Origin of the sequence: Helicobacter sp. MIT 21-1697, from assembly GCF_026241255.1 — a bacterium.
Lineage (GTDB): Bacteria > Campylobacterota > Campylobacteria > Campylobacterales > Helicobacteraceae > Helicobacter_C.
Genome location: NZ_JAPHNC010000002.1, coordinates 54018 through 78214, shown reverse-complemented (window position 1 = coordinate 78214; position 24197 = coordinate 54018). Strand labels below are relative to the sequence as shown.

The following is a 24197-nucleotide window of genomic DNA, read 5'->3' as shown; positions in this document are numbered from 1 at the left end:
GCTATAATTCATTTTAGAATCTAGTTTCCTAAATGGAGGAAAGGGAATAGCAACAATCTTAGGAGTCGTCTATGTTTTTATTCACAAGAATCTTTGTATCCATATTTATTGTGGCATTTTGTTGTTTCAACACGCTTTATGCCCTTGAGCCAAATACTGCCTATAATGGCACAGCTTTTATTTATCATAGTGATAAACCCTTATCTTTGAGTTATGATAAAAAAGCGCTACATTTTATCTCTCACCCCACTCAAAAAGATGTATTTATTGCCTTTGTTCCTATTGGATATTATGATAAAAAGGTAAAAATACTAAAAGATGGCAATAAAACTGCACTTTCAATTACAATTTTGCAAAAAGACTACAAAAAAGAACAAATTGTCGTCTCACAAGATAAAATCAGCTATCCTAATAATATCGCAAAAAGAATTGAAAAAGAAAGAAATGATATGCTCAAAGTGTATCGCACCATCACAAAAGGACGCTTATGGGAAAAGCCTTTTATAAAACCTTTAGATTCTGTCATTACGAGCCCTTATGGCACTGCACGCGTTTTTAATGGCACGCTCAAAAGTTATCACGGCGGCACAGACTTTCGTGCAACCATAGGCACAGATGTAAAAGCTAGTAATGATGGCAAAGTTGCCCTTGTCCAAGACCGCTATCTCTCTGGCAAAACAATCGTCATTGACCACGGAGAAGGACTTTATAGTGTATATTTTCATTTAAGTGATTTTGAAGTGAAGCAGGGGGATACTATCAAAAGAGGACAAATAATTGCCAAAAGTGGGGATACAGGACGAGTCAGTGGTGCGCATCTGCATTTTGGCATTATCATAAACGGCACAAATGTAGATGCAATGGACTTCATAGAGCAAGTAAATACATTATTTAATATGTGAAATTTTGGCATCTCCATAGAACTTTATGAAAGCGTCTTTATCTTTGATATAGACATCATTCTGTTCATTTTTAGCAATCAAACCTTGCTGGAACATTTTTTGTAAAATCCTGCTTAAAGTCTCAAGCTTGATATTTAATTCACGTGCTATAACTTGTCTTTGTTTCTGGTTAAAATACTCTATTTGATTATAGAGTATATATGCCACGCGTGAAGTGCTGTCATAAGTTTCCTTAAAGTTAATAAAATTTTTAAATACTATAGCTTTGTCCATAAACTCCGATAAAAGCGCATTGCTTATCTCAATATTAGATGCAACAAGTTGAGCAAGCCTTGTTAAATCAAGTAATACAATTTCGCTTGGCTCTACTCCACGCACATTTGCCGAAGCGATATAAGGCTCAAAAGAACCAAAAGCATTGATAAGCCTTGCTCCCTTAGATTTATTATTTACATAGCACAAAAACATTTCATTATCATTCTTATCCATTCTGTAAAGTTCTACACAGCCGCGTGCAATTAGGCTTGCTGATTGCAATAATTCTCCTTCATAATGCAAAATTGCATTTCTTTCAATATATTGCAGTTTTGTAATACTCTCAAGCTCATTGAGACTTTCTTCACTTAAATTTGAAAAAACTCCGATGGAACGTAATGCTTTCTTTTTCATTTTCTATAACCTTAAAATTTTTAATTAGCCATTATATCTAATTTCCGCTTTATATAAGCGTGATGGTAGCAAAAATAACCAAATAAGAGTAAAATGCCATAAAAATTCTTAAGGACAATTTTATGGAATATGATATTTTGGTTGTTGGAGGAGGACACGCAGGCGTTGAAGCAAGCATTGCAAGCGCAAGAATGGGTGCAAAAACACATCTTATCACACTTCTAATCCAAAATATTGCCTTAGCGAGTTGTAATCCAGCCATAGGAGGACTAGGAAAAGGGCATCTTGTTAAAGAAATTGACGCACTTGGCGGTGTTATGGGTGAAATCACTGATAAATGCGGCATACAATTTAGAATCTTAAATGCTTCCAAAGGACCGGCTGTGCGTGGCACAAGAGCACAGATAGATATGGATAGATATAGCATTTTCGCAAAACAAATACTCCTCAACACGCCTAATCTCACGCTCTCTCAAGAAAGTGTAGAATCTTTACTTTATGAGCAAGATTCTCAAGGACGTTACATCGCAAAAGGTGTAACAACCAATATAGGAAAAACTTATTTCGCAAAAAAAATCATTCTCACCACAGGCACTTTTTTACGCGGACTTGTGCATATCGGAGAGACAAAACTCCAAAATGGGAGATTTGGCGAAATGAGCCCACAGCATCTTAGCGCTTCACTTAAAGATATGGGCTTAGCTCTTGGACGATTAAAAACAGGAACTTGTGCGCGAGTTGATGGGCGAAGTATTGATTTTTCTACCCTTGAGATACATAATGGAGATGAGAATCCGCCTCATTTTAGCTACAAAACAACAGATTTTTCGCCCACACAACTTCCTTGTTTTGTAACTTATACTAATGAAAATACTCATAAAATTATCCGCAATAACTTTCATCGCGCACCGCTTTTTACAGGACAAATTGAGGGTGTTGGACCTCGTTATTGCCCAAGTATTGAGGATAAGGTAAATCGTTTTGCCGATAAGAGTCGTCATCAGCTCTTTTTAGAACCGCAAACCAAAGAGGCAGTAGAATACTATATCAATGGACTTTCTACTTCGTTGCCTATTGATGTGCAAGAAGCACTCATTCATAGTATTAAAGGGCTAGAAAATGCGCATATTACGCGTTATGGCTATGCGATTGAATATGATTATGTTGAACCCACCGAGCTCTATCATACGCTTGAGACAAAAAAATGTGCTAATCTCTTCCTCGCAGGACAAATTAATGGCACTACTGGCTATGAAGAAGCTGCAGCACAGGGTATTATGGCAGGGATTAATGCCACACTTTCTTTGCAAAATAAGTCTTTTACCCTTGCAAGAAATGAGGCTTATATCGGTGTAATGATTGATGATTTGGTTACTAAAGGCACAAAAGAACCTTATCGTGTCTTTACCTCACGCGCCGAATATCGTCTCTTGCTTAGAGAAGACAATGCATATTTGCGTCTTGGAACTTATGCGTATGAATTTGGCTTAATAGATAAGGCGCGTTATGCACAAATAGCATCAGATAAAACACATATTGAACAGACAATACATTATTTGCAAAATCATCATCTCACACCCTCATCAAGCAATCTTGCTATGCTTACCTCATTAGGATTTGCGCCTATTAGCGATAAAACGCTCCTTGTTCATATTATTGGACGTGAAGAATTAGATTCTACTCATATTCGCGCCCTTTTGACACATTTAGGGATAGCAAATACAGAATCTATGAGCGATTCAGCCATTGAACAAATTTTTATAGAATCTAAATATTTTGACTATATCCAAAAACAAAAGCAACAAATAGGACAAATGAAGCAAATGCTACAAGTTGAGATTCCACGAGATTTTGTCTTTGACAACATTCCCGGACTAAGCCTTGAAGTGATTGAAAAGCTTAAAATTTTCACTCCCAAAAGCTTGTTTGAAGCAAATGAAATTAGCGGAATCACGCCTGCAAGCATTGATGTGCTCCATTTATACATTCATTTGCACCATAAAAAAAAGTCTCAAATTTTGGTATAATATCCCAATTTCACAAGGAGTATTAATGAAACATATTCATAGAATTAAAAATTACGCTATGGTTGGAGGTTTGGGCGTTATGGCTGTTTTTGCGCTCAATGCGTGTGAGCAAAATTCAGGACAAAATAATGCGCTCAATAGCACCTTGCAAAATAGCCAAAAAAATGGTGCATTTGTTATCGTTGAAGAACAAAACGATGGAACATATAAGGTGCTTGAAGAATATCCAAGCGAGCAAACGCGCGTTATGCTTAAGGACAAAAATGGGCAAGAGCGACTCCTCTCACAAAGTGAAATTGATGAGTTACTCAAAGCCGAAGAGAGTAAAATCAATAATGGAACAAGCGAACTCACTAATCCAAATGGTGGTGGATTGGGTTTAGGTGGAGCGATTTTGGCAAGTGCAGCAGGGGCAATTTTGGGTAGCTATATTGGCAATAAACTCTTTAATAATCCTAATTATCAAGCTAACTCACAGCGCAACTACAAATCACCTCAAGCCTATGAACGAAGTAAAAATAGCTTTACTAACAAATCCACGCCAAATGCAGCTGGAGCTAAAAGCACAGGTGGCAAAAGTGGGTTTTTTGGTAATAGCTCAAGTAATACAAGCAGCGCAAACAAAGGCTCACAAAGTTTTGGTGGATAATCACAAGAAGAGTTTGCAGTTTATGCAAAAATCGCAAAATTTTTAGATTCTTAAAATCTATGAGAATCTTACATATTTGAAGGAGGCACTATGGATATTACCACTCTCTCACTCCCTGATAAAACAACTTTAGAATCTATGGGCTTAATGTGGCATACTGATGTAGATAATAGCGCATATATAAGCGATGAGCTAATAACAATCAGCGAGAGCGAGGCAGAGGCATTTTATGAGGCAGGAAATGAACTCTATGATATGTTTGTAGAGGCTGGAGAATATGTGATAAACAATGATTTATTTTTTGAGCTTGATATTCCGCCAAGCCTTGTCGGTGCAATTAAACAAAGTTGGGAGGAAGACATACATTGGCATTTATATGGACGCTTTGATTTGGCAGGTGGGCTTGATGGTGTGCCTATTAAACTCCTTGAATTTAATGCAGATACACCAACTATGCTCTATGAAAGCTCACTTTTACAATGGGCAATGCTTAAATACAATAATCTTGATGAGGACAGACAATTTAATAATATTTATGAATCTTTGAGTGAAAATTTTAAACGCTTAATTACTCTTGAAGAAGATACTTCACGCTTTAATGAACTCTATGAGGGTTGGAAAATCCTCTTTTGTAGCCTTGCAGATTCTAGCGAAGATGTTACGACTACGCGCTTTTTAGAATATATCGCCAAAGAATCTGGCTTTGTATGCGATTTTGCGCCTATTGATGTAATTCATTTCTCTGCCACAGAGGGTGTAAATCATAATGGTGTGAATTATGAATTTCTTTTTAAACTCATTCCGTGGGAAAATATTGCCATTGATGAGCCTGAACTCGCGCTTTTACTGAGCGAAATGATGCAAAACCATAATACAATTTTTCTCAATCCCGCCTATACATTACTCTTTCAAAGCAAAAGAATGCTAAAGATTCTATGGGAGCTTTTTCCTAATCACCCATTGCTTCTCCCTGCGGATTTTGCTCCTTTACCAAATACCAAACAAGTGTGCAAGAGGGCATTTGGGCGCGAGGGAGCTAATGTGGAGATTCTCAACGCGCAAGGGCAAAATATAGAATCTAAAAGCGGTATTTATGGTAATCACAAGCCCGTATATCAAGCCTTTTATGAGCTCAATAGCCATAATGGCGCATTCTATCAGCCAAATGTCTTTTTTGCTTATGAATCTTGTGGGCTTGGATTCCGCAAAGGTGGCTTGATTATTGATAATTACTCAAAATTTGTAAGCCACTGCATTAAGTAAATAAGTCTCATAATGAACATACTAAATATCAATCCACTCTAAAATGCGCTCCTATGCTTTGTTTGCGCTTTAGAGCAGATTGGACAATCTTTTTTGCTACAAGCAATCGCAACCGCAACATACGCCCGATATGAGATTCTAACATCACTTCAATCCCACCAAGCGCAGAATCTAACCCACTTTGAGAGCGGATAATCCCCACTTTATCCCACATAATCTCACGCAATATATTTTTAAGCTTACTATCGCCTTGTTTTTCTAGCACCTCATCACATACAGGAAAGTGACGAATAGGCGTTTGTGTGTAATTCTCTACAATATGTTGAGCCACATTTTTACCAAAGACAAGCCCCTCAAGGAGCGAATTTGACGCAAGGCGATTTGCTCCGTGTAGCCCATTACACGCACATTCTCCGATTGCATATAAATTACTCATACCCTGCACCAAAGAATCTGTATTGGTCAAAATACCTCCCATTGAATAATGAAATGCCGGTGAAATAGGTATTTTATCTGTGGGGATATTCAACTTGCAAGTGTTCAAATCACGATAAATATTAGGAAAACGCGCTTTAAACCCCTCATAGGTAAATGCACTTAAATCTAAAAATGCCTCTTGGTTATGTTTTAAGCAATAATCCATAATTCCTCTCGCCACAATATCACGCGGAGCAAGTTCTCCTCGTTCATCATAATCAAATAAAAACCTCTTGCCCTCTCTATCAACGATAATGCCACCCTCACCTCGCACCGCTTCAGAGATGAGATATTTTCGCGCTTGAGGATTATTGATATAGGTTGTAGGGTGAAATTGTAACATTTCCATATCTTGCAAGGCAAGATTATGCTCTAAAATAATGCCGTGTATGTCGCTACTGATTGTATAGGCGTTTGTATGATATTTAAATAATCCTCCAACGCCGCCACTTGCGATAACTATATGATGTGCATAGAGATTATGAAGTCCTGATTTTGTCTGCACACACACACCATAACATTTATCTTCTTCAATGAGTAAATCTACTACTTCGGCATTTTTCCACAATGTCGTGCGAAGTTTATCAATAAGGTGCGTGTGAAGACTGCGCCCTGTGGCATCTCCTCCTGAATGAACAATTCTCGCGTGAGAATGCCCTCCTTCTTTGGCATAGAGCAGTGCGCCGCTTTCATCTCTATCAAATGCTAAACCACTTGCAATAAGCTCATTTAGAATCTCATTGCTTCCTTTTACAAGTTTATTCACACATTCTAAAGTATTGAGCTTTGCACCTGCAAGAAGCGTGTCTTGTATGTGCAATGGAACATCACTTTCGTCTTTAGCGATACTTATGCCACCTTGTGCATAGAATGTATTGCATTCCCAAGGTTGAGATTTACACAAAATAAGCACTTTTAAATCAGGAGGCAAATGTCTCGCACAATATAGCCCCGCCACTCCTGCGCCAATAATAATCACATCATATTGTCCCATTACCAATCCTGCTCTTCACTTGGTGGAGGTGTAGAATCTATGCCATAAAAAAGCACTTTTTTGTTGTGTATTTGGGGATTTTGGGATTGCATTTTTTGCTCCTGCTTTGTTGGCTCTTTGTAAAATGGGTCTGCCTTATATCCGCAACCTATAACAAAAATAAACACTAAATATGCTAGAATCACACAATGAAAATAACAGATAATATGAAAAATATGTGTCATATACGCTCCTATCTTAAGCGAGAATATCCTGTTCTAGCACCTAGACTCAATCAACAAGATGAGATTACACGCTTTAAAAATACTTTTCTCACACCTTTGGAAAGAGAGCAGATTCTATTTATAGTCCCTAAAAATAATCAATTACTTTTTGCTTTTAAACACAAGGCTTTATGTGTAGAATTTAACCATTATAAACATAAACACATAATAAAGACTTTAAAGGAACATAAAGAATCTTTCCCAACACTAAGTTGTGTTGAAAAAGTATATGCGTATGTTCCTAGTCATATTCTTGCCCCACCGCCTTTATCTCTCCCAAGTGTGCAGACTTTTTATGAACATTCTGATGGAAACTTTGAAAATCGTGCAACAGATAGTAAAATTTATGAAAAAATTGAAGCTTTACGCTTAGGTATTAAACGCCAATGGGACGCACAAAATGAGCAATAAAGAATCTCAAAACTATAATCTCCTCGCACATTTAGCAGATTTACCCACACAATCTGGCATTTATCAATTTTTTGATGATGAGGATAATCTACTCTATGTAGGCAAAGCAAAGAATCTCAAAAACCGCATTAAAAGCTATTTTAGCATTGAATCTGGACATATTGCACCCAAAAATAATCTTAGCCCAAGAATCGCTCTTATGGTATCTCAAATCGCGCGGATTCATACATTTTTGACAAATAATGAGCAAGATGCACTTATCCTTGAAAACTCACTTATTAAAAGCCTCAAGCCAAGATACAATATCCTTTTGCGCGATGATAAAACTTATCCTTATATTTATATTGATAAATCCCTCCCCTACCCTCGCTTTGAACTCACGCGCCAAGTGCTCAAATCAAATCAGATTCAATATTTTGGACCTTTTGTAAGCGGGGCAAGAGAGTTACTTGATAGTCTCTATGATAATCTGCCACTTGTGCAGAAAAAATCCTGTGTCAAAGGTAAAAAAGCCTGTATATTTCATCAGATTCGCAAATGTCCTGCGCCCTGCGAAAATAAAATCTCCACACAAACTTATGCACACACCATTGCGCAAGGTATTGCACTCATTGAGGATAAAAAGACATTATTGACAATACTAGAATCTAAAATGCACTCTCTCTCTGCCAATCTGCAATTTGAGGAAGCCGCCATAATGCGTGATAGAATCCAAAAGATTACACAAATGAAAAACCAATCTATCATTGATATGAGGAGTGGGGATTATGATGTATTCGTGCTGCAAAAGCAAGATTGCTTGAGAAACTCACAAGATTCCCATAATGCTCACAAAAAATCTCATACACCGCCACATACGCATATTTTAATGATGCTTTTTATCCGCAATGGGCGCATTATCTCAAGTGATTTTATATTGTTGCACGAAGATATACAATCTCACAATCTTCCCCAACTTTACACTCAAGCTTTGCTCAATCATTACAAAACTCAAATGCCACTTGTGCCCCAAGAGATTCTTATTCCTCCATTTGATTTTCCCGACTTGCCACATTTGCAACAACTCTTAAGAGAACAAACGCGTAGCTTTCTTAAAATTGTCCAACCACAAAGAGGCACAAAAAAAGACTTGCTGCAGCTTGCGCATAAAAATGCCCTTGAAATAGGACGATTACATACCCAACAAAATGATACGCTCTCCACGCTTGTAGGGATTAAAGAGCTGTGCGGATTGCGTGAAATACCTTACTCCATTGAAGTTTTTGATACCTCTCATCATAGCGGCACACATAATGTGGGCGGTATGATAGTATATGAAAATAGTGATTTTATTCGCTCTAAATATCGGCGGTATCAGCTTAGCGCAAGTGATGAATACAACCAAATGCACGAAATGCTTATGCGCCGAGCTCAAAGCTTTGATTCTAATCCCCCGCCTGCTTTATGGTTGCTTGATGGAGGCAGAGCACAAATTAATCTTGCGCTTGATATTTTAAAAAGTGCGGGAGCAAATGTTGAAGTCTTAGCGATTGCCAAAATGAAGCATAATGCCAAAGCATATCGTGCAAAAGGTAATGCTTTTGATATTTTGCGAAGCAAAAATGCAGAGTTTAAACTAAAACCAAATGATAAAAGACTACAATTCTTTCAAAAACTCCGTGATGAAGTGCATCGCTATGCTATCACTTATCACCGCTATAAGAAACAAAAAGATATACAAAGGGCACAAATGATGGGAAAACACTATACTCAAGCACAGATTAAAAAACTTTTAGATTACTTTGGCAGCTTTGAATCTCTTAAAAGTGCTTCACAAGAGCAAATTAATAGTGTGCTTTCGCGCAAAAATCGTGTAAATGCTTAAAAAGAGAAAAGTATGAATAATACTCATCCTTTAAGCGCAGTATATGATGAGGCTCTAGGCATTTTACAAAAGAGCTTTAATGATTGTGAGCGCATTGTAGATTCTAAAGCACAGAGTCAAGAGCAGCTTTTTGCTCTAATACAGGCAAATCCAATGATGGAGAGTGAAATTCGTATGGCAATTTTACATTTTTACAATCAATGTGGTTTGGGCGCTTTTGTGCATTATGACAAAAAACAACTTCAAGTGATAACACATATCAAAAACCGCACACACAATCTTTATGTGCAGCGCATTTGTGAATTTTTAAAAAAGCATAAATTCACACTTTATAAACAAGAACCCTCTAAGGAAGATTTTGAGGAACTCTTAGATTTTGTGGATACAACACTTGATTTAAATGCCCAAAGCACTAAGCGCGAAATGATAAAAATTGCTTTGCGCAATGTATTTGGCATACAGGCGCGTGATGCCTTATTTTTTAAAGATGGCAACATTAAGTTTTTTAAATTTGATTATGAAAGCGTAAAAATCAATAATGAAATCCGCCAAATCAATTGCAATTCCCATATAAATGTCTTAAGCAATGAAGATAGAATCGTGCTTGATAATGCACTCTCTATGACAAATGTCCAATCTCTTATTGTCCAAAATACACTTCTTATTCTCCAAAAAGATATTGACTTAAAACGTATTGACAATTTAGGTTTTAATAAAAACTTTAAGTTTTTTGCTATCCAAAAATTACGCATATATATTGAAAGCTTACACATACATCATATAGATTCTTTAGCAAAGAGTATTTATTGTATGTATATAACTCAAAAATACGCGTGGGTTATGTTTGAAGTTGTAGCAAAGGAACTCTTAGAGCTATGTGCAAAAGATAATGTAAATGCCATTGCCTTTGTTGAGTTTTATAATGGAGGCTCTATTGAATTAAGGGGCAAGATTCTCAAAAAGCCTCTTATCACCGATAATAATGGCAATCCTTGGACTATACCACTGATTAAAGAATGTTTGAAAAATAAAAAAGCCGTAGAATTTGATATAGCCCAAATGCAAAAACGTTCAGATAATTTTGAAGAGCAAATTCATACCCTCAACAACCAAATACAACAAAATGATATTGAAGAAAAAGATACGCTTACAAAAGAATCGTCTTACCAAGAACTTTTAGAATCTAAAAACAAAGAATTGCGTCTGCTTGTAGATAAAAGAGCTTCAAAGGCACGCATAGAAGCTGTTACAAATGAAATTAATACCCTCATACTTCATAAGTCCCATATGCTTGCACATATAGAAAATACCCAAAAAAATCTTGCTGCTTTAGGCAAGGAGCAAATAAAGCTCCTTGAAATGCAAGAGAGGCTAAGAGAACAAATCAACTATGCGCTCAAAAAAAACCAAACATACTTTGTTCAATATGACTTACTCTCACGCGCCCTTGCCGATGCCATAGCAAATGCAAAAGAGCTTATATGAAAAATACCATTACTCACTTTATTGATAAAATTTCTTTTCAAACACAAACAACTATTTTGGTATGGATTATCATCATTGGATTCACACTTATAGCAAGTGTGGGCTTACTTGCTCTTATAGGGATAAAAAATGAGTTTGATATTAACTCATCGCAAAGTCAAAATATGTATACACTTACCTTATTAAATAAAGCATATGAGACACACAAAAACGACCAGATTCTCCCACAACTCCTTGAAATATGGGAACAATACAAAGCTTATAATCTCGCAAAAGACAAAGATTCTGCTATTAGCCATTTGCGTGAGTGGTATGCTAAGACTTTTAAAATGCACTATTATCAGCAGATTCAAAGGCTGCTCTCTGAGGAAAATGCGCTTATAGAATCTATTGATAAAGCCTTTATTGATGATGGAGAGGATATTTCCTCGCTGCTTGAAGCGCAATTTCTTATTTCTTTTGATATTGATTTTTATGGCAAAAAAATCACAGATTCACTTTATACCAATACTTTTGTTATCCTTGCAGTCTTTATGCTTATCATCATTACAACAATCATCATTCTTGCCTTTTCTATCCGACAATCTATTAATACCAATCACTTACTTTTAGAGCAACTTGTGCAATCAAAAACCAAAGAACTCCAATCGCTTAATGCAAATCTCCAAAAATCAATAGAGTATGAAGTTGAGCAAAACCGCAAAAAAGATTTGATTATGTATCAACAAGCTAGGCTTGCCTCTATGGGGGAAATGATACAAAATATCGCCCATCAATGGCGACAACCGCTTAATTCACTAATGATACTTATCCAAAGTTTCAAGAGTAGAGCAATGCAAAAAAAACTTGACAACGAATTTATAACCCAACAAACACAATATGGTATGAAAATCGCCACAGAAATGTCAAATACGATTGAAAATTTCCGTAATTTTTTTCACCCAGAAACAAATAAGGAACTTTTTGAGCTCTCCCAAAGCATTTGGGATTCTATTGAACTCCTTAAGGCTCAACTCAAAGAGAATCTTATTCATATTGAGGTAGATGTAAGCCCTAATGCACAAAATGCAAGTATGCTTGGTTACCAAAATTCCTTTACTCAAATAATTTTAATTCTTGTCAATAATGCCATTGATGCGCTTAAACTCAAAAATCAAAATGATAAATCCTTTGAGAATCCACTCATAGAAATTTCATTAGATAAGCTAGGATATAATATTATTCTTTGTGTGAGAGATAATGCGGGAGGCATTGATTTGGAAGATAAATCAAAAGTTTTTGAACCATATTTTACCACCAAACATAAGTCAGTTGGAACAGGTGTAGGACTTTATATGGCAAAACAAATCATTGAGCGCCAACTCAATGGCACAATAAGCGTATCTAATACACAATGGGGTAAGGGCAACCAATATTTTGGAGCAGAATTTACCATTCACATACCAATACAAAAGGATAATTATGAATCTTGATGCACTAAGCAAACTCACCATTTTGTATGCCGAAGATGATACAGACACAGCCAATCTTACAAATATGGTGCTTGGAGATTATGTAGGACGCTTACTTATAGCCAAAAATGGACAAGAAGCTCTCAATCTTTTTAAACTTCATAAAGTTGATTTGGTTGTAACAGATATTCTTATGCCAAAAATGAATGGTATTGAACTTATTAATGCTATTCGCAACTCATATACACACCCAGATGTGCCCGTAGTGATAACTACTGCGCATACAGAGACAAAATATCTTCTTGATGCTATTCGCTTACGTGTAGATGGATATATTCTTAAACCAATTAATATTGAAGAACTCCTCCACGCGCTTAATAAAGCTATTTTACCATTTTTGCAAGCTGATGAAATTGCTTCTAAAAATCTTCTTATCAATGCCATTTCTACCTTTGTAGGTGGCAAGAAAATCGCCATTATTCAATTTCTTTTAGCAAATTGTGATGAAGATAATATATTCTATGGCTCTTATGAAGATATTATTGCACATTTGCACGTGAGCAAACCAACCATTGTAAAGACTTTTAAACAACTTATTGATACAGGAATTCTCATCAAGATTAAAAACAAAGTTTATAAAATTCACCCTGATTTAGACCAAAATATTAAAAATAGTATGAACTAAAATGAGGGCTAACTCTTGACTTCCAAGGAAGTTTTGATTAGAATCTGCATTTCAATCTTTTACAACAAGAACTTCTTTAGAGTAAGCTTTAGAATCAAGTTAAGCTATTTTAGATTCTAAGACTTCTTGAACTTCTTAACATCTTCTCTTTGGCTAAGGAATTTTATGGCAGACAATAAACGAACTCATACACCTGTGGAAGGCTATCAGCTTGAAGATTTGCGTATAAAAAGCATTAAGCAGCTTATCAATATTGCTGAAGAAGTTGGAGTAGAAAATCCAAGCGACTATCGCCGACAAGATTTGATTTTTGAGATTCTCAAAGCTCAAGTGAATCAAGGTGGATATATTCTTTTTTCAGGTATTTTAGATATTACAAATGAAGGCTATGGCTTTTTGCGCGCATTAACCGAAAGCCTTGCGGATTCTCAAAATGATACTTATGTATCACAATCACAAATCCGCCGTTTTGCTTTGCGTAATGGTGATATTGTAACAGGACAAGTGCGCGCACCAAAAGACCAAGAGCGATATTACGCGCTCCTTAAAATTGAAGCGATTAACTATATGTCGCTTGAAGAAAACAAAAATCGCCCACTTTTTGATAATCTTACTCCTTTGTTTCCACAAGAACAACTCAAGCTTGAATATGAATCAAGCAAGGTTACAGGGCGTATGCTTGACCTTTTTAGCCCCATTGGCAAAGGGCAACGCGCACTCATAGTCGCTCCTCCACGCACAGGAAAAACAGAGCTGATGAAAGAACTAGCTCACGGCATTGCAAAAAATCACCCCGATGTTGAACTAATGGTTTTACTTGTAGATGAGCGCCCAGAAGAAGTTACTGATATGGAACGAAGTGTGAAGGGACAAGTTTTTAGTTCTACTTTTGATATGCCAGCGACAAATCATATTCGCGTGGCAGATTTGGTTATTGAAAGTGCTAAACGAAAAGTTGAAATGGGCAAAGATGTGGTAATCCTGCTTGATTCTATCACGCGTCTTGCCCGAGCATACAATGCTGCTACTCCCTCAAGCGGTAAAGTCTTAAGTGGTGGTGTTGATGCAAATGCCCTGCATAAACCTAAACGATTTTTTGGTGCAGCACGCAATATTGAACAAGGCGGTAGTCTTACTATCATTGCTACTGCACTTATTGAAACAGGCTCAAGAATGGACGAAGTTATCTTTGAAGAATTTAAGGGCACAGGCAATAGTGAAATTGTCCTTGCGCGTTCTATTGCTGATCGCAGAATCTACCCAGCCTTTGATGTGCTCAAAAGTGGGACGCGTAAAGATGATTTACTGCTTGGCAAAGATAATCTTACAAAAGTATGGATGCTACGCAATGTAATGCACACAATGGACGATATTGAAGCACTCACTTTCATTTACTCAAAAATGAAACAAACACAGAATAATGAAGAGTTTTTAAATATGATGAATAGCCAAGAATAAGGAGATATATGCGAGCAGGCGTGTTTGATAGTGGTGTGGGTGGTTTAAGTGTGCTTAAAAGCCTTATTAATGCAAAACTCTTTGAGGACATCATTTATTATGGCGATACTGCGCGTGTGCCTTATGGTGTCAAAGACAAACAAACAATTATCAAATTCTCACTTCAAGCACTTGAGTTTTTTGCGCCTCATAATATTGATATTCTCATCGTTGCTTGTAACACCGTGAGTGCCTACGCTCTACAAGAGATGCAAAAACAGAGTAAGATTCCTATCGTAGGTGTGATTGAGCCGGGTGTATTGGCAGTGCAAAATAATCTTAAAGATACAGATTCTGAAATTCTCATCATTGCCACACGCGCAACAATTAATTCCGGCGAATATGAAACAAAGCTACGCAATATAGGTTTTTGGAATCTTAAAAGTCTTGCCACAGGGCTTTTTGTGCCCATCGTTGAAGAAGGATTGCTTGAAGGGGCAGTGCTTGAGAGCATATTTCATCATTATTTTGCCTCAATCACAACTCCTCCTCAAGCCATAATATTAGGCTGCACACATTTTCCACTTATTGCACCAGCACTTGATTGTTATTTTAATCATCAAAGTATGCTTATCCATTCGGGTGAAGCCATTGTAGAATATTTAAAAACGCACTTGCACCTTACCTCACATTATGCATTGAAATCACTACAATTTTTTGCAAGCGATAACACTGCTGCACTAACAAAAATTGCTCATAAATGGTTAAGCTGATTTATTCTAGTCTCTATCGCACAACTCCACAAACTCACAATATCGGCAGTTTGAGCGCTGCTCACTCTTAGCAAATACAACCTTATCTTTCATACAAGATAGCTTTTGAAGAAGAATATCACTCTTTTGATTATTTTCCTCCTTTTTCTCACCTCTTCTAATATCCCAATACCACGCACTTATTGGCAAATGAGCATATTGAGGATAATGAGCTTTAAATGCCTGCATATACACAATAAGTGCAAAATCTGTGCTCTTTTGCACACTTTGCACCTTAAAGGATTGACGATATTTATAATCTATGATTTCTATATACTCGCCAACTTTTTGGATTCTATCAGGTCGTCCATAAAAGATAAAATCACCATATAAAGCCTTCATATTTTCTCCCTCAAGCTGCAAGATTTCTACTTCGCGCCCATTCTCAAAAGTAAAAAATCGTTTTAATTCACATTTGAGCCACTCAATATGTGCGCTTTGCAATGCACTTTTTGGATTTTTTGCATTTTCATTCTCTAACCATTGTTCTAGCCATACTTGCGCACTCTGATAAAGTGCTTTTTCATCTAAGATTACCTTTTTTCCTATATATGGCTTATAGATAGATTCTAAACATTGGTGGATAAGATTTCCCATAAAAGCACTCTCTTGCAAAGAAGGAAGTTCGCTAAGACGCTCTTCATAAAGATAATAATACCTCCTTGGACATTCTAAAAACACTTTTAATTTGCTGGGTGTTAGAGTGCGTGGCAGATACCCGCTTATTTCATCTTCATAATATTCTAGTTTTCTTCCTTGCGGAAGCAATGTAAAGAAATGATCTCCATTTTTATATTCCACTACACTCTTTTGTGCTAATTCCTCAAGCATAAAGCTTGGGTGATTATTTTCATTTGACACATACGCTACTGCTATCTCATCAGCAGTGCCAAAAATGCCATAATAATAATGTTTTTGGAGGCACTCTTTATCCCTCATAGTTGGCATTTTAAGCCTCTGGCGTAAAGCAGAATTTAAAAATAAATCACTCTCTTGTTTGCTGGGTATTACACCTTCATTAAAATCTACAATCACAGCCTTTTTAAATGCAAAACCTCTTGATTCTAAAACACCCATTACTCGGACTTTCCCGCCCATTACATCATCAATGCTATATCGCTTCAGCTCTTCTAACAATAACTCAATAATCTCTGTATGTGTGCATTCTTTTAGTCCTAGATTCTCCCACATAAAGAGTATCTCACTTACATACTCGCGCACTCTTTTGCTTTGCCTATCTTCTAAGTGTGTGAGCAAAGATACTATATCCTCACATACTTGGGCATAAGGGCACGGAATATGTGCTGTATTTTTTGATTGAGCAATATAATCTTGGAGATACTTGTAAGCTTTAGTGCGTGATATATCCTCACCCATTGCGAAATTTAAATTATGCGCCCTATCAAGCAAAAAAAGATATTGAGCAAAATTCTCATTTGGCACAATAATCACAATATCCTGCTCTTGCACACCATTTTTTATCCATTCATCAATCTTGGCAAACACTAATGCCACTTGCGATATGCCCAAAGCAAAACTAAAAGCTTCAATCTTCCCCAAAGGTGGAATAGGCGTAAATTGCAGAATCTTTCCTGTGTCTAATTCTGCGCTATATCTAAAAAACGGCTTACATTGCATTAAAATATATGAGGGCAAAAAAGGCAAAGAAATATTATATTCATCAACCCAAAAATGCACTTTTATAGGCGTTATTTTTGCCGCATTTACAAGCATTGCCTGATGAACAGGGCTTATAATCCCCTCTACAAAAATTTCAATACATTCAAAATGTCGCACAAATGCTTCATTAAAGCGGGGCTGGGCTTGCGGTGGGAGAATATGTCCATCATAACACTTCAATTCAAAAAGTCGTTCTTTATAGCGATTTTCCAACCATTCCAACACATACAAATGGTCTGCATAATCGCTATAAATATCACACGATGGAATATCTTTAATCTGTATTTGTGATTGAGCGATTTCATCAAAAAAATCAAATAAAAAGTTAGAGGTTTCCAAAAATCCTAAAAAACTCTTTTCAAAAATAAATTTTGCTCTCTCAAGCTCAAAGGCACATTCTTTTAATACACTCATAACAAGAGGTAAGCGCATACTGCGTGGCAATGCTCTATACCCATCAATAATACTAAGCTGTGTAAAAAAATCTCCCATCATCATACTCGGGACTAAAATTTCTCCTTCGTTGCTATCTTGCATTAAAGAACGATGAGAACTATATACATAAAGGGTAGATTCTCTGCCCATATTGTGCCTTTTGTAATCTTTAAGATTGAATCAGCTTTTGTGCTGTTGCTATAATATGTTCTTTATTAAAATTGAAATGATGAAAGAGGGCTTCGCCTTTCCCTGAAGCTCCAAAACTCTGCATACCAATCACTTCATCAGCCACCGCATACCACTCCAAGCCCCTTGCAGCCTCAATAGCAAGAATCTTACTCTTACCACACATCTCCAAAATATAACTTTTACCTTGTTGTAAAAGCAAATCAAGACAAGGCACACTTACCACCTGTGCTTTGATTCCCAAATCTTCTAGTGTTTCACACGCTTTAAGTGCGAGACTTACTTCACTTCCACTCGCCATAAGAGTAATAGCTGCATTCTCACGCGAACGCAATACATAGCCGCCTTTTTGCACCTGATTTTTTAACGCAGGGGTAGATTCCATAATAACAGTGAGATTCTGACGACTAAGCACAAAAGCACAAGGTAGCCTAGAATCCAAACCAACCTGCCAACAAGCAACATTCTCATTTGCATCAGCAGGACGAAAAACAAGGAGATTTGGCATTGCCCTAAAATGACTTAATTGTTCAATGGGCTGATGTGTCGCACCATCTTCACCCACACCGATACTATCGTGTGTCCAAATATAATACACTTTTGCTTTCATAAGGCTTGCTATGCGCACACTTGGGCTCATATAATCACTAAAAACAAAAAATGTCGCGCAAAAAGGCAAAAATAAACCATAATTTGCGACACCATTGCAAATTGCACCCATTGCGTGTTCTCGGATACCAAAATGCCAATTTTTACCTTGTGGGAAATCACCCTCATCTTGAAGTTGTGTATTATTTGATGGAGCTAAATCTGCACTTCCACCAATAAATCCCTCTAGTGCTTGAGAAATGCTATTTAAAATCTTTCCATTGCTCACGCGTGTAGCCATACTTTCACCAAGCGTAAATTGTGGATAAACAATCTGTGAAACATCGGGCTCTCTCATTTTATCAAGCCGCTCTTTTGCAATTTGAGGGAGATTCTCATAATTTTTCTGCCATTGTGCAAAGTTTAGCTCACCGCGTTCTTTCATCGTGCCAAAAGCAAGTGCCACATCATCAGGAATATAAAAAGATTGTGTAGGAAATGAGAGCTTTTGCTTTGCTGCGGTGATAATTTCCTCGCCTAAAGGTGCGCCGTGTGCTTTATGGCTACCCTCAAGGCTAAGGGCATTCTTGGCAATAATAGTACGAGCAACAATAAGCGTTGGCTTTGAAGAAGTTTTAGCAGTACTAAGCACATTATGAATCTCCATATAATCGTGTCCATCACAGCTTAAAACTTCCCAACCCTGCGCTTCAAAACGTTTAGCAATATCCTCGCTCATCGCAAGTTTCGTATCACCTTCTATTGTGATATGATTGCTATCATAAATAAGAATCAAATTTGAAAGAGCGTGATGTCCAGCCAAAGAAGCTGCTTCATAACTAATCCCCTCTTGCAAATCTCCATCACCGCACAAACAATATATATTATGCGAAATGATTTCTCGTCCAAAGAGATTTTGTGCATATTTACTTGCCATTGCCATACCCACTGCATTTGCTATACCTTGTCCAAGGGGACCTGTGGTAATCTCAATACCTTGAGTATGACCAAATTCAGGGTGTCCGGGCGTTTTAGAATCTAACTGCCTAAAAGAGCGTAAATCCGCCATACTTACCTCAAACCCCCATAAATGAAGGAGCGAATACACAAGCGCACTTGCGTGTCCTCCACTAAAGATGATTCTATCTCTATTTAACCATTGAGCTTGTGTGGGCGCAAGATTAATATGAAAATGTAGCACACTTGCAATATCTGCAAGTCCCATAGGTGCTCCGGGGTGTCCGCTATTTGCCTTTTGCACCATATCTGCGCACAAAAACCCTAGTGTGTGCGACATTTTTTGCAATAAAGGTATATCTTCAGTTGTAATATGAGGTAATTTTTTTTGCATTGACTATCCTTTGTTTAAATTATCATAAATACAGCTAAGTGCGTAATGACGCGTCAAATTCGCGCACCAAAATACCAAGCACAGATTCTACTGCTTGCACTAATTGCATTTCTTGCAATGTGCCCTCATCAGATTGAATCACCACGCGTATGCTTAATGCCATTTTTTCTCCCAAACTCTTATCATAATACACATCAATAGGATAAATATTTTTCACATAAGTGATTTGAGCTTCCATAAGAATCTCACGCACACGATAAAAAGGAATATCTTTATCAATCAAAATTGTCAAATCACGCGTAGATTTTTGATATTTTGAAAATTCATAGGCTTGAGACAAAGAAAAATCACTCATATCAAGCTCAATTTCACATATAAATGTTTCACCTAAATCCATATTAATAGCAACTTGTGGGTGCAATTTGGCAATCACGCCTATGGGCTTGTCTTTTTGATAAACAAATGCGCTTTGATAGGGGTGAAGCAATCTCTCATCGGCAAAACAAAAACGATTTAAAAGTTCCTTTGCATTCACTTCATCACGGATATTTCTAAAGCTCAAATCTCCTACACAACTCTGACATATAGCTCCAAAAGCAAAAAGATTCCATTTAGCAGCTTTGGTATGGGGATAACACTCATCTTGCATACAGCCACTCGCGACAAGTGCAAGCTTACTTTTTTCCTCTCGTTTTGCATTATACACACTTCCAATCTCAAAAAGTGTAATATTTTTAAAGCCAAGATTTTCATTGCGTTTTAACGAATCAAGCATAGCTGGAAGCAAGCTTGTCCGAAGTGTATCAAGCTCGTTTGTGATAGGATTGAGCAATTCCAAATCCTCATCAAGTCGCATAAAACCTAATTTCTCCAAATTTTGCGAAGAAGCAAACACATAATGAATACACTCTACAAATCCGTAGGCAATCAATCCGTAGGCAAGTTTGCGCGTGTTTTTGTAAGTAAAATATGTGTTATTGATATTATGAGATTGGGAGCAAAGCAGAGGCACAGAAGAAACATTATCAATGCCATAGATTCTAAGCACCTCTTCAGCCACATCTTGAATGCTTTGAATATCGTGCCGATAATTTGGCACAGTAACCATAAAAAAATTCTCATCACAAGTCGCATCAAGCTTAAAATTCAATCGTTTTAAAATAGTAGCTATCTCTTCCTTATCAAGTTCTATACCTATAATTTGATTAATAGCTTTAAATGTCGTCTTAATCGTAATTTCATCAATATTTTGAATAACATTGTGTGAGCCAGAATACACAAGCGCATCAGAAACGAGCACCATTTTTCTACATAAAAAGTCAATGCCTTGCTCTAAATTTGGATTACTCCCCCTTGTGCTACGATAAGTCAGCTGTGCATCGCCTTTTATTCCGTGTTCATAAAGACCTTTGGCAATCAGAGTAGGATTCACATAACTTGCTTCAATAATATAAATTTCAGAACGTGTCCCAAAATGTCGCTCACCATAAGATACGCCAATTACAGAAAGTTTTTGGCGAGCAAAGACTGCTCCTAAGCCATTCTCATCTTTTTTGATTCTAAGTTGTGCGACTAAACCATTATCAAGAATAATATCTTTATTCTCGCAATCATAGAGTTTATAGGCATTGAGGATAACGCCTGTCATATAAGTGCCATATTCTAAAAAATTACACATAATATCATCAACTAAACTCCCATTGCGCGCAAGACAAAGTGCAATATCAAGAGGAAGATAAGCCTGTTTGACTTCAATCACACGATAGAGTAAATGGGCTTCAATTTTTTCATCAGAAAGAATCTGCAATACCCTGCCCAAACCAAGCGTAATCACATTATCCATATCTACTTCGTGTTTCAGACGCAAATCATAGCTTGTAGCAAGTTCGCGCGCGATACCTAGCACACTCAAACAATCACCGCGATTAGGAGTAATTCCTACTTCAATCACATAATCATTAAAAAGAGAGAGATTGCTTAATTCAGTGCCAAGTTCTAATTTTCCAGCTGTGCTATCAAGCACCATAATTCCATCATTGATTTTTGGCAAACCTAACTCTGTGCTAGAACACAACATTCCACAACTCTCTACGCCGCGCAGATTTGTTTGTTTAATCACCATCTCACCATTTTTAGTATGAGGTATTACTGCCCCCTCAAGTGCCACAGCAACATATTGATGAGCTTTTACATTGCTTGCTCCACATACAATTTGTAACTCTTGTGAGCCAATACTCACTTTGCATACATTGAGTTTGTCTGCATCGGGGTGAGGCGTGAGTGAAAGCACCTTGCCTACAACAACCTTTTGGGGTATCTCCACTGGATATGCAGATTCTACCTCAAGTCCCATACTGCTTAATCTTATACACATCTGCTCAATATCAAGATGTGAAATATCAACAAAATGCGATAATAAATGTTTTGAAAAAATCATTAGAACTGCTCCAATACACGTAAATCTGTCTCAAAAAAGCTACGCAAATCATTTACACGATGGATAAGCATAGCAAATCGCTCTACGCCAAGCCCAAAAGCATATCCACTCACATCTTTATAACCCACAGCATCAAATACTTTTTGATTCACAATACCACAACCTAATACTTCCAGCCACCCTGTGTGAGAGCATATTCTACAACCACTACCACCACAAAAGACACAGCTAATATCCACCTCTGCACTTGGCTCTGTAAAGGGAAAAAAGCTTGAGCGAAAGCGGATTTTCACATCGCCAAACATATAATGCAAAAAATCCTCTAAAATGTATTTAAGATGCACAAAACTAATTTTATCTTTCTGCTCAACCACTAAGCCTTCAACCTGATGAAACATCGGTGAATGCGTCAAATCATAGTCTCTCCTAAAAACGCTACCCGGAGCTATCATACGAATAGGAATATCTTGTGATTGCATAGTGCGGATTTGCACAGGAGAGGTGTGAGTGCGCAAGAGCATTGAATCTTTAAAATAAAAAGTATCCTGCATATCCCTTGCTGGGTGAAATACAGGGAGATTGAGCGCTTCAAAATTATGAAAATCATCTTCTACCAAAGGTCCGGTTTGAATCGAAAAGTTCATATTCACAAAAAAATCAATGATTCTATCCATTGTCTGATAAATGGGGTGTCCATTGCTCTTTGGGTGCAAGGCTGTAAATAAACTTGCATCAACCACTTCTTTGGCGAGATTCTCGTTCATCTGTGCTTTTAGTAGGCTCTCTCTCTTGCTTTCAAGCATTTTTTCAAAATCTTCTTTATTTGTATTAAGCCCTTTAGCAAAGGTTTTTTTTGTCTCGCCCTCAAGATTCTTAAGGAGTGCGAATTGCTGGGTTAAAATGCCCTTTTTCCCCAAAACTTCCACACGCAAACGCTCTAAATCATTAAGATTATCTACTTGCTCTAATCGTGTCATTATCTCTTGCATTTGTGTTTTCAATATCTTTCCTTCCTTGCAGCATAAGCGATATAAAATAAGTCGGCATTGTAGCATATTATAGATTCTATTCAGGTTTAAAAGTTATAATATCAGTTCTTTTTTATCAAATTATCATAAAATAGAGGCTTTAAGGAGCAAATATGGCAGAGAAAACAATTTTTGAAAAAATTGTAGCAGGTGAGATTCCTTGCAAAAAAGTGCTTGAAAATGAGCGATTCCTTGCTTTTTACGATATTAATCCCAAAGCTCCTGTGCATATCCTTGCTATTCCCAAAGTGTGCGTAAAAGATTTTGATTGTGCGGATTCTAAACTTTTAGGAGAGTTATGTGGCTTTGCACAAGAAGTCGCCAAATCAGTAGGAATTGATAAAAGCGGATATAGAATCATTACCAATATCGGCGCTGATGGTGGGCAAGAAGTGCCACATTTGCATTTGCATATTCTCGGCGGTGGTAAATTAAAATTCCCTTCACTTGTATAATACTTGCTATAAAGATATTGAATGCAAGAAGATGCGCTCAAATGGAATGCTCGGTATCAAGAAAATTTTATGCCCAATGAGCCAAGTCCATTTATATTGCAAGCGTGTGAGGAAATTGAGCGCAATTTTTCTTTTGCCCATTCTCAACCTTTAAAAGCTCTTGATATTGCTTGCGGCAATGGACGACATTCTAAGATTCTAGCCCAAATGGGCTTTGAAGTTGATGCACTTGATATATCCTCTGTCGCATTAAAAAACCTTACAAATATCCCCCATATCACGCCTATTTTGGCAGATTTGGATACTTTTAAGCTACCGCAGGCACATTATGATGTGATACTTGATAGCTTTTTCCTTGATAGAAATCTTTTTGATTCTATAATCAATGCACTTAAACCCAATGCTATGCTCATTTTTGAAACTTTTATTGACACAACCTCTCATCAACCCCTCAATGATAAGGCATTGTATGCAGGGGAGCTTGAGGCAATCTTCACCCCCCAAAGAGGCTTTGAAATCTTACATCAAAGCATTTACAAATCAAACAAACAAGATTCCCATAAAACAAATCCTGCATACCAACACATTATGCGTTTTATTGCCAAATATACGCCTTGCTGCCAATGCGCACCAAAGCTATAAAGA

20 protein-coding genes are annotated in these 24197 nt (G+C 37.1%); 13 read left to right on the top strand and 7 right to left on the bottom strand.

All coding sequences use genetic code 11. The features are described 5' to 3' along the window. Positions 1 to 71 precede the first annotated feature (71 nt). On the top strand, positions 72 to 902 hold the full coding sequence (locus tag OQH61_RS02320) for a M23 family metallopeptidase (protein WP_266025643.1): 831 nt from the start codon (positions 72 to 74) through the stop codon (positions 900 to 902). Here OQH61_RS02320 and OQH61_RS02315 read toward each other — a convergent pair. Beyond that, positions 888 to 1571 (bottom strand): Crp/Fnr family transcriptional regulator, encoded by a 684-nt coding sequence (locus tag OQH61_RS02315; protein WP_266025642.1) that lies wholly within the window; start codon positions 1569 to 1571, stop codon positions 888 to 890. The genes OQH61_RS02320 and OQH61_RS02315 overlap by 15 nt on opposite strands. A gap of 122 nt (positions 1572 to 1693) precedes the next feature. Between OQH61_RS02315 and mnmG the strand changes: the two genes are divergently transcribed. The 3 genes from mnmG (at position 1694) to OQH61_RS02300 (ending at position 5510) form a co-directional block, all read left to right on the top strand. Then, a complete protein-coding gene (mnmG, locus tag OQH61_RS02310) occupies positions 1694 to 3598 on the top strand; it encodes a tRNA uridine-5-carboxymethylaminomethyl(34) synthesis enzyme MnmG (RefSeq protein ID WP_266025641.1) in 1905 nt (634 codons plus the stop codon). 25 nt (positions 3599 to 3623) lie between these two features. Beyond that, the gene (locus tag OQH61_RS02305) at positions 3624 to 4247 is read left to right on the top strand and encodes a UPF0323 family lipoprotein (protein WP_266025640.1); all 624 of its coding nucleotides are present in this window, start codon (positions 3624 to 3626) and stop codon (positions 4245 to 4247) included. Between the two features lie 90 nt (positions 4248 to 4337). Next, positions 4338 to 5510 (top strand): glutathionylspermidine synthase family protein, encoded by a 1173-nt coding sequence (locus OQH61_RS02300; protein WP_266025639.1) that lies wholly within the window; start codon positions 4338 to 4340, stop codon positions 5508 to 5510. 28 nt (positions 5511 to 5538) lie between these two features. On the opposite strand, the gene nadB is transcribed toward OQH61_RS02300, so the two are convergent. Together nadB and OQH61_RS02290 are read right to left on the bottom strand one after the other, a co-directional pair. Further along, positions 5539 to 6981, bottom strand: a complete 1443-nt coding sequence (nadB, locus tag OQH61_RS02295) for an L-aspartate oxidase (RefSeq protein WP_266025638.1) — start codon at positions 6979 to 6981, stop codon at positions 5539 to 5541. Then, positions 6981 to 7205, bottom strand: a complete 225-nt coding sequence (locus tag OQH61_RS02290; protein WP_266025636.1) for a hypothetical protein — start codon at positions 7203 to 7205, stop codon at positions 6981 to 6983. Before OQH61_RS02290 ends, nadB begins: the two co-directional genes overlap by 1 nt. On the opposite strand from OQH61_RS02290, the gene OQH61_RS02285 reads away from it, so the two are divergent. The 7 genes from OQH61_RS02285 (at position 7188) to murI (ending at position 15350) form a co-directional block, all read left to right on the top strand. Continuing rightward, positions 7188 to 7655 carry a hypothetical protein gene (locus OQH61_RS02285; RefSeq protein ID WP_266025635.1) on the top strand — a complete coding sequence of 156 codons (468 nt, stop codon included), beginning with the start codon at positions 7188 to 7190 and terminating at the stop codon, positions 7653 to 7655. The two genes, OQH61_RS02290 and OQH61_RS02285, sit on opposite strands and share 18 nt — an antisense overlap. Continuing rightward, positions 7645 to 9519, top strand: a complete 1875-nt coding sequence (gene uvrC, locus OQH61_RS02280) for an excinuclease ABC subunit UvrC (RefSeq protein ID WP_266025634.1) — start codon at positions 7645 to 7647, stop codon at positions 9517 to 9519. Before OQH61_RS02285 ends, uvrC begins: the two co-directional genes overlap by 11 nt. A gap of 12 nt (positions 9520 to 9531) precedes the next feature. Then, complete coding sequence (locus OQH61_RS02275) at positions 9532 to 11004, top strand: hypothetical protein (RefSeq protein ID WP_266025633.1); 1473 nt, start codon at positions 9532 to 9534, stop codon at positions 11002 to 11004. Beyond that, positions 11001 to 12476, top strand: coding sequence for a sensor histidine kinase (locus OQH61_RS02270; protein WP_266025632.1), 1476 nt, complete (start codon positions 11001 to 11003; stop codon positions 12474 to 12476). Before OQH61_RS02275 ends, OQH61_RS02270 begins: the two co-directional genes overlap by 4 nt. Further along, a complete protein-coding gene (locus OQH61_RS02265) occupies positions 12466 to 13140 on the top strand; it encodes a response regulator (protein ID WP_266025631.1) in 675 nt (224 codons plus the stop codon). The genes OQH61_RS02270 and OQH61_RS02265 overlap by 11 nt, the downstream gene beginning before the upstream one ends. Before the next feature lie 165 nt (positions 13141 to 13305). Next, positions 13306 to 14598 carry a transcription termination factor Rho gene (rho, locus tag OQH61_RS02260; RefSeq protein ID WP_266025630.1) on the top strand — a complete coding sequence of 431 codons (1293 nt, stop codon included), beginning with the start codon at positions 13306 to 13308 and terminating at the stop codon, positions 14596 to 14598. Between the two features lie 8 nt (positions 14599 to 14606). After that, the gene (gene murI, locus OQH61_RS02255; protein WP_266025629.1) at positions 14607 to 15350 is read left to right on the top strand and encodes a glutamate racemase; all 744 of its coding nucleotides are present in this window, start codon (positions 14607 to 14609) and stop codon (positions 15348 to 15350) included. Positions 15351 to 15356: 6 nt separating this feature from the next. Here the strand turns inward: murI and OQH61_RS02250 are convergent, their stop codons facing one another. The 4 genes from OQH61_RS02250 to pheS are packed head-to-tail and all read right to left on the bottom strand — an operon-like array spanning position 15357 to position 23058. Next, the gene (locus OQH61_RS02250) at positions 15357 to 17654 is read right to left on the bottom strand and encodes a PD-(D/E)XK nuclease family protein (RefSeq protein ID WP_266025627.1); all 2298 of its coding nucleotides are present in this window, start codon (positions 17652 to 17654) and stop codon (positions 15357 to 15359) included. Positions 17655 to 17673: 19 nt separating this feature from the next. After that, complete coding sequence (tkt, locus tag OQH61_RS02245; protein WP_266025626.1) at positions 17674 to 19632, bottom strand: transketolase; 1959 nt, start codon at positions 19630 to 19632, stop codon at positions 17674 to 17676. Positions 19633 to 19666: 34 nt separating this feature from the next. Beyond that, positions 19667 to 22069, bottom strand: a complete 2403-nt coding sequence (pheT, locus tag OQH61_RS02240) for a phenylalanine--tRNA ligase subunit beta (RefSeq protein ID WP_266025625.1) — start codon at positions 22067 to 22069, stop codon at positions 19667 to 19669. Beyond that, positions 22069 to 23058, bottom strand: coding sequence for a phenylalanine--tRNA ligase subunit alpha (pheS, locus tag OQH61_RS02235; RefSeq protein WP_266025894.1), 990 nt, complete (start codon positions 23056 to 23058; stop codon positions 22069 to 22071). Before pheS ends, pheT begins: the two co-directional genes overlap by 1 nt. 152 nt (positions 23059 to 23210) lie before the next feature. Between pheS and OQH61_RS02230 the strand changes: the two genes are divergently transcribed. Both OQH61_RS02230 and OQH61_RS02225 read left to right on the top strand, forming a co-directional pair. Continuing rightward, positions 23211 to 23552 (top strand): histidine triad nucleotide-binding protein, encoded by a 342-nt coding sequence (locus OQH61_RS02230; RefSeq protein ID WP_266025624.1) that lies wholly within the window; start codon positions 23211 to 23213, stop codon positions 23550 to 23552. 21 nt (positions 23553 to 23573) lie between these two features. After that, entirely contained in the window at positions 23574 to 24194 is a 621-nt protein-coding gene (locus OQH61_RS02225) for a class I SAM-dependent methyltransferase (protein WP_266025623.1), read from the top strand. The last annotated feature ends 3 nt before the right edge of the window (positions 24195 to 24197 follow it).